Origin of the sequence: Amycolatopsis sp. WAC 04182 (assembly GCF_003947465.1) — a bacterium.
GTDB lineage: Bacteria > Actinomycetota > Actinomycetes > Mycobacteriales > Pseudonocardiaceae > Amycolatopsis.
On sequence record NZ_QHJJ01000002.1, the window covers coordinates 367394 to 380313 of the forward strand.

At 70.7% G+C, this 12920-nt stretch carries 10 protein-coding genes; 5 read left to right on the top strand and 5 right to left on the bottom strand.

The window, feature by feature from the left end:
• Positions 1–29: 29 nt before the first annotated feature.
• On the bottom strand, positions 30–953 hold the full coding sequence (locus tag DMH01_RS08860) for a hypothetical protein (protein ID WP_125674985.1): 924 nt from the start codon (positions 951–953) through the stop codon (positions 30–32).
• 59 nt (positions 954–1012) lie between these two features.
• Between DMH01_RS08860 and DMH01_RS08865 the strand changes: the two genes are divergently transcribed.
• From DMH01_RS08865 to DMH01_RS08880, 4 genes are all read left to right on the top strand, one after another.
• On the top strand, positions 1013–3775 hold the full coding sequence (locus tag DMH01_RS08865) for an FHA domain-containing protein (RefSeq protein ID WP_233621457.1): 2763 nt from the start codon (positions 1013–1015) through the stop codon (positions 3773–3775).
• Between the two features lie 194 nt (positions 3776–3969).
• Complete coding sequence (locus DMH01_RS08870; RefSeq protein ID WP_199745414.1) at positions 3970–5184, top strand: glycosyltransferase family 4 protein; 1215 nt, start codon at positions 3970–3972, stop codon at positions 5182–5184.
• Positions 5178–5885, top strand: a complete 708-nt coding sequence (locus tag DMH01_RS08875) for a class I SAM-dependent methyltransferase (RefSeq protein WP_125674988.1) — start codon at positions 5178–5180, stop codon at positions 5883–5885. Before DMH01_RS08870 ends, DMH01_RS08875 begins: the two co-directional genes overlap by 7 nt.
• Positions 5882–6841 (top strand): prenyltransferase/squalene oxidase repeat-containing protein, encoded by a 960-nt coding sequence (locus DMH01_RS08880; RefSeq protein ID WP_125674990.1) that lies wholly within the window; start codon positions 5882–5884, stop codon positions 6839–6841. Before DMH01_RS08875 ends, DMH01_RS08880 begins: the two co-directional genes overlap by 4 nt.
• Before the next feature lie 201 nt (positions 6842–7042).
• Here the strand turns inward: DMH01_RS08880 and whiA are convergent, their stop codons facing one another.
• The 4 genes from whiA to uvrC are packed head-to-tail and all read right to left on the bottom strand — an operon-like array spanning position 7043 to position 11877.
• Positions 7043–8032 (bottom strand): DNA-binding protein WhiA, encoded by a 990-nt coding sequence (gene whiA / locus DMH01_RS08885; RefSeq protein WP_061980674.1) that lies wholly within the window; start codon positions 8030–8032, stop codon positions 7043–7045.
• Entirely contained in the window at positions 8023–9024 is a 1002-nt protein-coding gene (gene yvcK, locus DMH01_RS08890; RefSeq protein ID WP_125674992.1) for a uridine diphosphate-N-acetylglucosamine-binding protein YvcK, read from the bottom strand. The genes whiA and yvcK overlap by 10 nt, the downstream gene beginning before the upstream one ends.
• Positions 9011–9868, bottom strand: coding sequence for an RNase adapter RapZ (rapZ, locus tag DMH01_RS08895; RefSeq protein ID WP_034311885.1), 858 nt, complete (start codon positions 9866–9868; stop codon positions 9011–9013). Before rapZ ends, yvcK begins: the two co-directional genes overlap by 14 nt.
• Positions 9869–9918: 50 nt before the next feature.
• Positions 9919–11877, bottom strand: a complete 1959-nt coding sequence (gene uvrC, locus DMH01_RS08900) for an excinuclease ABC subunit UvrC (RefSeq protein WP_125674993.1) — start codon at positions 11875–11877, stop codon at positions 9919–9921.
• Between the two features lie 249 nt (positions 11878–12126).
• Between uvrC and DMH01_RS08905 the strand changes: the two genes are divergently transcribed.
• Positions 12127–12864 (top strand): trypsin-like serine protease, encoded by a 738-nt coding sequence (locus tag DMH01_RS08905; RefSeq protein WP_125674995.1) that lies wholly within the window; start codon positions 12127–12129, stop codon positions 12862–12864.
• Positions 12865–12920 lie beyond the last annotated feature (56 nt).

Below are 12920 nucleotides of genomic sequence, written 5' to 3' on the forward strand. Positions count from 1 at the left end.
CATCGGTCGTCACCGCGGAAACCGCAGCGTTACGCCTGCCCGCCGCAGGTTAACGCCTGGGAGAGGACCTCCCCGGTCCGTCGCTTGGCGAGGTAGAACGCGGCCTCGTGTGGTTTCGCCCCGTTGTCGACGGTGTAGCCGCTGTCCAGGACACCGTCGGCGCCGGGGAACATCCCGCTGAGATCCGGCCGGGCGGCGACGAGATCGTCGCGGTCGGCCAGGTTCACCCAGCGCGCGACGCCGGGTGGGACGCACGGCGGCTGCGGACGGGTCCGTTCGTAGACCACCGTCCGCAGGCCCAGCGGCGAGCCGAGGGTGAGCAGCAGCGGCAGCGGACGGCCGTGCCGATGAGCGGCTTCGTAGGCGACGACGGAACCGAGCGAATGCCCGACGATCACCTCGGTCTCCGGCCCGATGTGCTCGGCGACGCGCTCCTGCACGCGTTCCCGGATCGTCTCGTCGGTGAGGTACAGCGTCACCTGTTTGAGTGCCTTGACCACCACGCGTTCGGCGAACGCGACCCCGAGCCGCGCGAACGGCTTCAGCCGCACCAGCGCGTTCAGCACCGGCCGGGCGGCCGCGCGCACCCCTTGGGTCTCCCCTGCCTGGCCGCCGAGCTGGGCCAGTTCGGCCCTCGCCCGGTTTCGGTCAGTCTCGCGGGACGCCGACGAAGCAGCGTTGCGGAGCCATTCCGCGGCCAGGGTCTCGGCGAGCGCCCACTCGTCCGCGGTCAGTTCGTCCGCGCCGCCTTGCTGGCCGTCCTTGCGGAAAAGGTCTCCGTAGAAGGCCATCCTCGCGTCACCGGGCCGGGCGTCGCGCCATACGGCGTCGGCCAGCGCGGCGTCACCGGCGAGCCGGACCCCGCCCGCGAGACTCGGCAGCCATTCGGCCTCGAGGGTGTCCGCGGACTTCTGTTCCTGGGCGATGCCGTGCACCAGAACGATCCGAGCCATGGCGCACAGTATCGCGGCCGCCCTTGCCGGTGACCGTCCGATGAGACAAAGTGATCTCCGTGGGAGAGCGGAGGTCGTTGGTGGTCGCGTCGCAATGCGACTCACTGAACCTTCTGTCCTTCCTCCCCGATGCGGGGCATCAGGTGTCGACGGCCCTGCTCGACCCCGAGATCGGTGGCTGTGTGCCCGCGCTCGAAGACGGCCGCGGCCTGCTCGTCGACCCGACCATGGTCGAGCTGGACGACGCGCTCGTGGAGGCCTTCGAGCGCGCGTCGGAAGACGAGGCGACGCTCTTCCTCTCGCTCGTCGGCCACGGCGAATACGCCGACGACGACTTCTACTTCCTCACCAAGGACACCGGCCTGCCGGTGGACAGCCGCAGGTCGTTCCTGTTCGCCCAGCGCATCAAAGAGCTGCTCGGCCGCTACTCGATGCTGGACGGCCTGGTGATCCTGCTCGACACCTGCCACGCCGGTATCGGGGCGAGGCAGGCGGGTCAACGCTGGCTGAGGATCGTCGGCGAAGCGGGCAAACGTTTCGACCTGCTCACCGCCTCGGACGACCGCGTCGCCGCCAACGGGTGTTTCAGCCGGTCGCTGGTCTCGGTGCTGCGGTCGGGGCACGCGGAGTTCGGCGAACGCGTCCGGTGCGCGGATCTCAAACGGGTGATCACCGGCCTGTGCCCGATGCAGACCGCCATCCACCTCGGTTTCGACGGCACCCGTGAGGTGGCCGAGGCCGATCAAGGGCTGTGGCTCGCGCTGCACTCCTCCCCCTCATGGCGGCGTTCCCCGCTGGCGGGCAACCCTGCCGCGCCCCGGATCGAACGGCTGACCGCGAACTACCAGCAGGATCCGAAACTCGGCGAGACCGTCGGGCGCCTGCTCACCGGCGCCCGGCTGGTCGCGATCACCGGTGAGGCCGGCGCCGGGAAGTCGACCATGCTCGCCGCGCTCGCCCGGCCGTCGGTGGCCGGTTCCTATGTGCCGCCCGACTTCCTGCACGGCGTCCTGTTCGCGAGCCGGGGCGACACGGCGGAGCGGCTCGCGCGGGAACTCGCCCGCCAGTTGCGGCGCACCGTGCCCGGTTTCGCCGAAGCCGAGCAGTCTCACCATGCCGGGCTCGACGACGCCGCCCGCAGTGGTGCCAGCGCTTTCGATCTTGCTCTGCTCGGTCCCCTGCGGACGCTCGCTCCACAGTGGACCGGAACACCGGTGCGGATCGCGATCGACGGGCTCGACGACCTGGACCCCGACGTCCGGGAACGCCTGTACGGCCTCGTCCGGAGCCTGTCGGTGGACCCGGGTTTGGCGCTGGTGACGACAGTCGTGGCGACGCGGGATCCGGCGCGCCTTCCGCCCGCGGCGGAGGTTTCGCTGGTGCTGGCCGGCGGTTTCGAGCCGCCAGACGGCTGGCCGGCCGTGGATCCGCAGCCGGTGACGCGGGAACCCGACGACGCCGAAGAGTGGGGTCGCCGGCAAGCCGGTTCGGCCACCTCACCGAGGATCACCCCGGCCACGCTCATCATCGACGTCCCGGGTCAGCCGCCCGCGCACCACGACCTGTCCTTCGGGCTCACGACGCTCGGCCGCAGCAGGAACGCCGCGGTCCGCCTCGGGGACTCGCGGGTGTCCCGGCTCCACTGCAAGATCCGCTGGGACGGGACGACCGCGTGGCTGACCGACCTCGACTCCGCCAACGGCACCTTCGTAAACGGGCAGCGAGTTCCGGACGCCGAGCTGGCGCATGGCGACGTGCTCCGGCTCGGCGATTCGACGGTCACCTTCATCAGCGTCGCGCAGGCGGACGACGAAGAAGCCGATGTCGAGCAGAGCACCGGCGCGGTGGTTTCGCCGCGCCCGGGTCACGCGGTCCTGCTGGACCTGCTCGGCTTGGCCGCGAGCCGCGGGCCCATCCCGATCTCGATCCTCACCGCGGCGAGCGCGGCGGCGGGTGGCCCGGATCGGCGGGTGCGCGTCCGCGACTTCCTGGCCGGGCTCGGTGACTCGGTCAGCCGGACGCGGGCGGGTCTCGCCGACGAAACCGTCCTGTGGACCGAAGAGCCGCCCGTCCTCTTCCCCGATGCGGCGATCCGGCTGCACGCCTGGCTGGCGGCGGCGACCTCGGAGGTGGCACTCGTGACCGGAGACGACGAGCCGACGCTGGAACAGGGCTACGCGGCCGCCAACGAGGCCGAGCACTTCTGGCTCGCCGGACTCCGCGAAGACGCCCTCGCCGCGTTGGAGCGCAGGGCGTCGCACATTCCCGTCGAGAACCGGGAACGCTGGGCGGCCTGGGCGAACCGCGCCGGACGGGAGCTCGGCGAGACCGACCGGATCACGCTGCGCTGCAAGGCCCGGCACGCGACGTGGACCGGCAAGGCGGGTGACGCGGCCGCGGCGCTCGCCCGGTTCGAAGAACTGCTGCCGATCGCCACGACCACCCTGTCGGACGGCGACGAAGACGTCTTGAGCATCCGCAACAACATCGGACATCTGCTCGGCGAGCTCGGCCGCTTCGAGGAATCCCGGGCGGAGTTCGAGGCCCTCGTCCGGGACGCCACCCACGCTCTCGGAGCCGACCATCGCGAGACCCTGCACGCACGGCATTTCCTCGCGGTGGCGACCGGCAAGACCGGGAACGGGGAGGAATCCCTCCGCCTCTCCAGGGAACTGCTGCCGCAGGCGAAACAGGCGCTGGGCGAAGACGAGATCGTCGGCCACGTCCGGCACAACATCGCGTTCTGGAGCGCCGAAATCGAGCACCCCCCCCCGTCGTTTCGGAGTATCGACGGCTCCTCGGCGATGCGAGGGGACGGCTGAATGACCGGCATCCCGACGTCCTCGACCTCCGTTTCGGGCTCGCGCTCGCCCTCGCCAAGGCGGGCCAGGTCACCGAGGCGCTCTCGACCTGGACCCTGCTGCTGGACGATTCCGTCGAAGTCCGCGGCGAACGGCACGGCGAAACCCGGAAGATCCGCGAGCAGCTCGGCTACTGGGGTACGCGGGAGTGAGCGGTGAGCGCACTGCGGATCGCGCTCCTGACCTACCGCGGGAACCCGCGCAGCGGCGGTCAGGGCGTGTACGTCCGGCATCTGAGCCGCGAACTCGCCGCGCTGGGGCATCACGTAGAGGTGCTGTCCGGGCCTCCGTACCCGGAGGTGGATGACGGCGTGCGGTTGACGAAGATCCCGGGGCTCGACCTGTTCGCGGAGCCGAATCCCTTCCGGACACCTCGGCCGGGTGAACTGCGCGATCTGCCGTCCTGGGTGGAGTTCCTCGGCATGCGGCGCGGCGGTTTCCCCGAACCTCTCGCGTTCTCCCTGCGTGCCGCCCGCGCTCTCGCGAAACGCCGGGGCGAATTCGACATCGTCCACGACAACCAGGGGCTCGGCTACGGCATGCTCCATTGTGGACTGCCGACCATCGCCACGATCCACCATCCGATCGCCGTCGACCGGGCGTTGAAGCTCGCCACCGTCGCCGGGCGCGAAGCGGCACGGGTCAAGCGGTGGTACGGGTTTGTCGACATGCAGCACCGGGTCGCACGGCGGCTGCCCACCCTGACGGTGTCGCGGGCGTCCCGCGCGGCCATCGGGCGGGAAATGAGTGTGCCGGAGGACCGGATCCACGTCGTCCCGCTCGCCGCCGACACGAAGTTCTTCCGCCCGCGACCCGAGATCCCCCGGATCCCCGGACGCGTCGTGGCCATCGCCAGCGCGGACGAACCGTTGAAGGGGCTCGATCACCTCCTGTCGGCGTGGGAACGGATCGAGGGCGAATTGGTGATCGTCGGCAAACCGAAACCGGACGGCCCGGCGGCGCGGGCGCTCGCCCGGCTCGGCCCAGGCGCCGGTGTCCGGTTCGTCGGCGGGCTGACCGACGACGAACTCGCGCGCTTGCTCTGTTCCGCCGAAATCGCTTGTATACCTTCCTTGTTCGAGGGGTTCTCGCTGCCGGCCGCCGAGGCGATGGCCTGCGGGACTTCGGTCGTCGCGACGACCGGCGGCGCGCTTCCCGAGGTCGTCGGTGACGCCGGGATCCTCGTGCCGCCGGGTGACGTACCGGCGCTCGCCGAGGCGCTCACCAAGGTCCTCGGCGACGAACACCTGCGCGCCGACCTCGCGGCCCGTGGCCTGGAGACGGCGGGGACGCTGAGCTGGCGGCGCACCGCCGAGGAGACCGCGGCGTACTACCGGCGTGTCCTCGGCCGGGAGCGTGCGGGATGCTGACCGTCGACTTCGACCGGTTCCCCGTCGGCCCCGGGGACCGGGTGCTGGACCTCGGCTGCGGCGACGGCCGTCACGCCTACGAAGCGTACAAACGCGGCGCGGACGTGGTCGCCGCCGACCTCGACGACATCGCGCTCAAACACGTGCGGGACATGTTCGCCAATCTGGCGGAGGCGGGCGAGGCTCCCGCCACGGCTTCGGCGCTGGCCGTCCGCGCGGACGCCCTCCGGCTTCCGTTCCCGGACGGTGCGTTCACGCGGGTGATCGTGGCCGAGACGCTGGAGCACATCCACGCCGACCGGACGGTGCTCGCGGAGGCGAGCCGTGTGCTGGCGCCCGGCGGCAGGCTGGTGGCGACCGTGCCGCGCTGGTGGCCGGAGCGGATCTGCTGGCTGCTCTCGGACGCGTACCACGAGGTCGAAGGCGGGCACATCCGGATCTACCGCCGCCGCGAACTGCTCGGCAAGCTCAGGGAAGCCGGACTGCGGACGGAAGGTGGCCATCACGCGCACGCCCTGCACTCGCCGTACTGGTGGCTGAAGTGCGCCGTCGGTCCCGACGAGGAGCACCGGCTCTGCGCGCTGTACGACCGGTTCCTGGTCTGGGACATCATGCGGAGCCCCCGGCCGGTGCGGTTCGCCGAGTGGGCGCTGAACCCGGTGCTCGGCAAGAGCCTCGTCGTCTACGCGCGCAAACCGTGAAGGCCACCGCCGCCACGATCGCGGCCGTGCAGCGGCCGGACGGCGGGATCCCTTGGGAGACCGGCGGTTACCTCGACCCGTGGAACCATCTCGAAGCCGCCATGGGCTTGGACGTCGCCGGGTTCGGGGCCGAGGCCGAAGCCGCGTACGACTGGCTGGTCCGGAACCAGCGTCCTGACGGGTCCTGGGCGGCCCGGTACCAGGACGACGGAATCGACTTGTCCACTATGGACACGAACTTCACCGCCTACGTCGCGGTCGGGACGCGGCACCATTTCCTGCGGACCGGCGACCACGCCTGGCTGGAGCGGATGTGGCCCGTCGTGGACAGGGCCGTCGACGCCGTCCTGCGGCGGCAGCAACCGTCTGGTGCCATCCCCTGGCGCGACGACCCCGAAGTGCGGCTGGTCGCGGGATGCAGCAGCATCCACCACGCGCTGACGCAGGCGCTGGCGCTCGCGTCCACGATGGGGCTGGACCGTCCACAATGGCGGGACGCGGCGAACCGGCTGCGCGCGGCCCTGGTCGGCGAGCCGCGGCTGTTCGCGGCGAAACCGCACGCGATGGACTGGTACTACCCGGTTCTGGGCTCCGTGGTGACCGGCGACGACGCCTCGGCGCGGCTGGCGGCGGGCTGGGACCGGTTCGTCGCTCCCGGGCTGGGTGTGCGGTGTGTGCACCACGAGCCGTGGGTCACCGGCGGGGAGACCGCCGAACTGGCACTGACTCTCGCCGCCCGCGGAGACCGGGCCCGTGCGGGCGAACTCCTCGCGTGCGTGGCCCGGCTCCGGCTCGACGACGGCTCGTACTGGACCGGCTATCAGTACGCGGACGAGGAATTCTGGCCGGACGAGCGCACCACGTGGACCTCGGGCGCCGTCCTCCTGGCGACCGCCGCCCTCGATGGCGACCCGGCCACGTGTGCGGTCTTCGGGGAGCAATCTCATGAGTGGTGAGTACGGCCAGAGCCCTAGGTACCTCTGTGGATTCCGGCTGAGTTGATCTCGGGTCCGTGAAGGCCCCCTTCCCTCGGCTCAGCCGAAGAAACTCGACCTTCACGCTTCCCCCAGTACATGAAGGCCCCCTTCCTTGCGCCTGGCGCAAGGAAGGGGGCCTTCATGTACATCGGGCGGGCAAGGTCACCGGTACCGAACTGGTCAGGCCTCGTCTTCTTCGAGCATGTCCGGGGTGACGGCGGATTCGGTGTCCGGAATGCCTTGTTCCTTCGCCTTCTTGTCGGCCATCGCCAGCAGGCGGCGGATCCGGCCGGCGACGGCGTCCTTGGTCATCTGCGGATCGGACAGCTGGCCCAGCTCTTCGAGCGAGGCCTGCCGGTTCGACAGGCGCAGCTTGCCCGCGGCGAGCAGGTGGTCCGGGGCGGATTCGCCGAGGATGTCCAGCGCGCGCTCCACCCTGGCCGCCGCCGCGACGGCCGCGCGGGCCGAGCGCCGCAAGTTCGCGTCGTCGAAGTTCGCGAGCCGGTTCGCGGTGGCACGCACCTCGCGACGCATCCGCCGCTCTTCCCAGGCGAGCACGCTCGTGTGCGCGCCGAGACGGGTCAGCAGCGCGCCGATCGCGTCACCGTCACGCACGACGACCCGGTCCGCGCCGCGAACCTCGCGCGACTTGGCCTGGATGCCCATCCGCCGGGCGGCGCCCACGAGCGCCAGCGCGGCCTCGGGGCCGGGGCAGGTCACTTCGAGCGACGACGAGCGCCCGGGTTCGGTGAGTGAACCGTGCGCCAGGAACGCGCCGCGCCAGGCTGCTTCCGCGTCGGCGACGCCGCCGGACACGACGGCGGCGGGCAGCCCGCGCACCGGACGGCCGCGCTGGTCGATCAGGCCGGTCTGCCGGGCGAGCCCCTCGCCGTCCTTGACCACCCGGACGACGTACCGCGTGCCCTTGCGCAACCCGCTGGAGGAGATGACGTGGACGTCGGACTGGTGTCCGTACAGTTCGTGGATCTCCTTGCGCAGCCGCCTCGCCACCGAACCGGTGTCGAGTTCGGCCTCCACCACGACGCGGCCGGCCACGATGTGCAGCCCGCCCGCGAATCGCAGCATCGACGCGACCTCCGCGCGGCGCGGGCCGATCTTGGTGATCTCCAGCCGGCTCAGCTCGTCCTTCACGGCGGCGGTCATCGCCATCGCTGCCCCTCCATACCTTCAGCTCCTCCCCCGGTGAGACCGAGAGCGTCTCGCATACAGCCCGCGAGCGCATCAGGATCATGCCGCCCCGTCACGACCGGGTCAGCCACCGCCCCCAGCAACGCCCGCGCGCCCAGTCTCCCGGCCGCGTCCCGCAACCGGGCTGGTGAGGGCACCGAGTCCCGGTCCGCGATGACCGCGTCCACCCGCAATTCCGGGGCGTGTTCGAACAGTACGTCCAAATGCTTCTCCGGGGAGAACCCCGCGGTCTCCCCCGGTTGGGGGATCAGGTTGAGGATCACGACCTTCGTGGCGTCCGTTCGGAGCAACGCGTCGTGCAGATCCGGCACCAGCAGATGGGGCAGCACACTGGTGAACCACGACCCCGGACCGAGGAACACGACGTCCGCGCCGAGCACGGCCTCGATGGCCTCGGGACACCCACGCGGCGGCCGGTCCGCCTGCCCTGTCGGGTGCAGGCTGATCCGGTGCACCTGGCCCGGCGTCGTCGCCACCGCCACCTGACCGCGGATCCGCCGGAGCGCCTCGGGATTCTCGGCGTCCAGCCCCGAAACCTCGCCCTGGATTTCCAGCGGTTCGGGTGACATCGGCAGGACGCGGCCGGAAATGCCCATGAGCCTGCTCGCCTCGTCGAGCGCGGCGACCGGATCCCCGAGGACCTCGAACAGCCCGGCCAGCAACAGGTTCCCGACCGCGTGCCCCGCAAGCGCCCCGTCGCCGCCGAAGCGGTGCTGGAACACCTCCGCCCACAAGGTCCCGCCGTCTTCGGCGGCGAACGCGGCGAAGGCCTGCCGCAGGTCGCCCGGCGGCAGCAGCCCGAGTTCCCGGCGCAGCCTGCCGGACGAGCCCCCGTCGTCCGCGACGGTGACCACGGCGGTGACCTGCGAGGTCACCCGGCGCAACGCGGTGAGGGTGGCGTGCAGGCCGTGCCCGCCCCCCAGTGCGACCGCGCGCGGTTCACTCGCGGCCAAGGTCGCGGTGCACCACCTTCACGGCCATACCGTCCTCATTGGACAGACGCTGGGCGAGTTCCTCGGAAATGGCGACACTGCGGTGCTTCCCGCCCGTGCAGCCGACGGCCAGCGTCAGGTACCGCTTGCCCTCGCGCTTGTAGCCCGCGCCGATCAGGCGCAGCAGCTGGTGGTAGCGGTCGAGGAACTCGTCCGCGCCTTCCTGGCTGAGCACGTAGTTGCGGACCTCGCCTTCGAGACCGGTGTGGTCGCGCAGTTCCGGGATCCAGAACGGGTTCGGCAGGAACCGGACGTCCATCACCAGGTCGGCGTCCATCGGCAGGCCGTACTTGTAGCCGAACGACAGCACGGTGACCCTGGTCTGCGTGCTCGCCTCGGAACCGAAGGCGTCCTCGATCTTGGCGCGCAGGTCGTGCACCGAAAGCGACGACGTGTCGAGCACGAGGTCGGCCTCTTCCCGCAGCGGCTCCAGGAGCGTGCGCTCGGCGGTGATGCCGTCGGCGAGCCTGCCGTCACCCTGCATCGGGTGCCCGCGGCGGACGGCCTCGAACCGGCGCACCAGCACCGCGTCGGTGGCCTCCAGGAACAGGACGCGCGGCTTGTACCCGCGGGCGTCGAGGTCCTTGATGACCGACGCCAGGTCGTCGGTGAACGCGCGCGAGCGCACGTCCATCACCACGGCGACCTTGGTGATCGCGCCCCGCGCCTGCGCGCCGAGCTCGACCATGGTGGCGATCAGCTCGGGCGGCAGGTTGTCCACCACGAACCAGCCCAGATCCTCCAGGCATTTCGCGGCGGTGCTGCGGCCGGCGCCGGACAGACCGGAAACGACCGCGACCTCCATCCCCGAACCGCGGCCTTCTTCTTGCGCACTCACGATGGTCCCTTCACCGGTCACGTACTGGACTCCCCCGCCGTCTGCGGCTGCTCCCCTGCGAGTGCCGCGACGACCGCTTCGGCGGTGCGCCTGCCGAAGCCGGGCACCGCCTCGATCTCCTCTATCCGCGCTTCGCGGAGTTTCTTCACCGAGCCGAAATGCTTGATCAGCGCGGTACGGCGAGCCTGCCCCAGCCCGGGCACACCGTCCAATGCGGACACCTGCATCCGCTTGGACCGCTTCTCCCGGTGATACCGGATGGCGAAGCGGTGCGCCTCGTCCCGCAAGCGCTGCAACAGATACAGCGCGTCGGAGGTGCGCGGCAGGATCACCGGATCGGGATCGCCCGGGAGCCACACCTCTTCCAGCCGCTTCGCCAGGCCGACCACGGCGACGTCGGTGACACCCAGTTCGGAGAGGACGTCCGCGGCGGCGGTGGCCTGCGGGCCCGCGCCGTCGACGACGAGCAGGTTCGGCGCGTAGGCGAACTTGCGCGGCTTGCCGGTCTCCGGGTCGATGCCCGGACGGTCCGGATCGACCTCGGAACCTTCGGCGTTCTCTTTGAGGTAACGGTAAAACCGGCGGCGGACGACCTCGGCGATCGAGGCGACGTCGCCTTCCTCCGCGGCCTCGCGCAACGCGAAACGCCGGTACTCGGACTTGCGCGGGATCCCGTCCTCGAACACCACGAGCGACGCCACCACGTCACTGCCCTGGATATGGCTGATGTCGACGCATTCGATGCGCAGCGGCGCGGTTTCCAGCGCCAGGTAGTCCTGCAGTTCCGCCAGCGCGGCCGAGCGCGCGGTGAGGTCGCCCGCGCGGCGCAACTTGTGCTGGGTGAACGCCTCACCGGCGTTGCGTGTCACGGTTTCCGCGAGCGCGCGTTTGTCGCCGCGCTGCGGCACCCGCAGGCTCACCCTCGACCCGCGCAGCCCGGAAAGCCATTCGCCGAGCGCTTCCGCGTCGGCGGGGAGTTCGGGGACGAGGACCTCGCGCGGCACCGGCGACCCGAGGTCGGGATCGTCCGCGCGTTCGGCCTCCTCACCGTAGAACTGGGTGAGGAAATGGTCGACGAGGTCCTTGACGTCCATCTCTTCGGCCTTGTCGATCACCCAGCCGCGCTGGCCGCGGACCCGGCCGCCGCGCACGTGGAAGACCTGGACGGCGGCTTCGAGCTCGTCGTGGGCGAAGGCGACGACGTCCGCGTCGGTGCCGTCGCCGAGCACGACGGCCTGCTTCTCCATCGCGCGCCGCAACGCGCCGAGGTCGTCGCGCAGCCGGGCCGCGCGCTCGAACTCCAGCTCTTCGGACGCGGCCGCCATTTCCTGTTCCAGGCGGCGGATCAGGGCGTCGGTGCGGCCGGCGAGGAAGTCACAGAAGTCCTCGACGATCGCGCGGTGTTCGTCGGCGGAGACCTTGCCCACGCACGGCGCGGAGCATTTGCCGATGTAGCCGAGGAGGCAGGGCCTGCCGATCTGGCCGTGCCGTTTGAAGACGCCCGCCGAGCAGGTGCGCGCCGGGAACACACGGAGCAACAGGTCGAGCGTTTCGCGGATGGCCCAGGCATGCGCGTACGGACCGAAATACCGCACGCCCTTCTTGCGCGCGCCACGATAGACATGGAGGCGCGGGAACTCCTCGTTCATCGTGACGGCGAGGACCGGATAGCTCTTGTCGTCGCGGTAACGGACGTTGAACCGCGGGTCGAACTCCTTGATCCAGTTGTACTCCAGCTGGAGCGCCTCGACCTCGGTGCTCACCACGGTCCACTCGACGCTCGCCGCCGTCGTCACCATCTGGCGGGTGCGCGGGTGCAGGCCCGTGAGATCGGCGAAGTACGAGTTCAGCCTGCTGCGGAGGCTTTTCGCCTTGCCGACATAGATGACCCGCTTCGTGGCGTCACGAAATTTGTACACGCCAGGGGCGTCCGGGATGCTCCCCGGCGAGGGACGGTAGGTGGTCGGGTCAGCCACGCCACCAAGCCTATGGGGCACCACCGACAGTCTTACGAGGCCCCGTCCTTAGCCGCCGTGCGGTCAACCCTTCGAGTGGCCGTTCCCACGATCCGGTCCGGATTTCCCCACGCATACCGACCTAAGTCGGGTCTTCGGCCGGAACCGACGTTCGTTGGTTCCTAGCGAGTGAACCGGTTGATTACTTTCCGTCCCAGTTCCACTTCACTCGGTTCTTCGTCAGATGACGCTCGAAAGGACTCCTGCACCGTGAGCCGTCTTCGCACGCTGGGCGCCGCCACCCTCGCCGCCGCAGCCCTCACCATGACCGCCGGCGCGGTCGCCTCCGCGGGCACCCCCACCGGTGTCCAGCCCAACATCGTGGGCGGCGGCACCGCCCCCACCGTGAGCTGGGGCGCCCAGATCTACGTCAACACCCCGGGCCGCCAGTGGGACGGGTTCAACTGCTCCGGCAGCGTCATCGCCCAGCGCTGGGTCCTGACCGCCAAGCACTGCCTCGACTCCGACGGCAGCGGCATGCGGGTCCGCGTCGGCAGCAACGCGCTGCAGGGTGGCCGTGAGATCGCCGTCGACCGCAAGGTGTCCTCGCCGTCCGGCGCCGACATCTCGCTGCTGCACCTGGCCTCGGACGCCGGCGTCACGCCGATCAGCCTGGCCAGCTCGAACCCGTCGGTCGGCAGCACCAACCAGCTCTACGGCTGGGGCCGCGAGACCCCGACCGGCCCGCCCGCCTCGGCGCTGAAGGTGGCCAACGTCCGCGTCACCGGCACCTCGCGCGACGCCTACGGCGGCCCGGCCATCCAGAGCGTCGGCATCGACGGTTCGGCGTGGAAGGGCGACTCGGGCGGCCCCCAGGTCTCCAACGGCGTCCAGGTCGGTGTCGCTTCGACCGTGCAGAACCAGAGCGGCTCGAACATCCGCGGCACCAACAACTACGGCAGCGTCGCTTCGGCCCGCTCCTGGATCCGCTCGACCACCGGGGTCTGACCTCCACCCCGGTGAAAGGGCCCTCCGAGACGCGACCCGTCTCGGAGGGCCCTTTC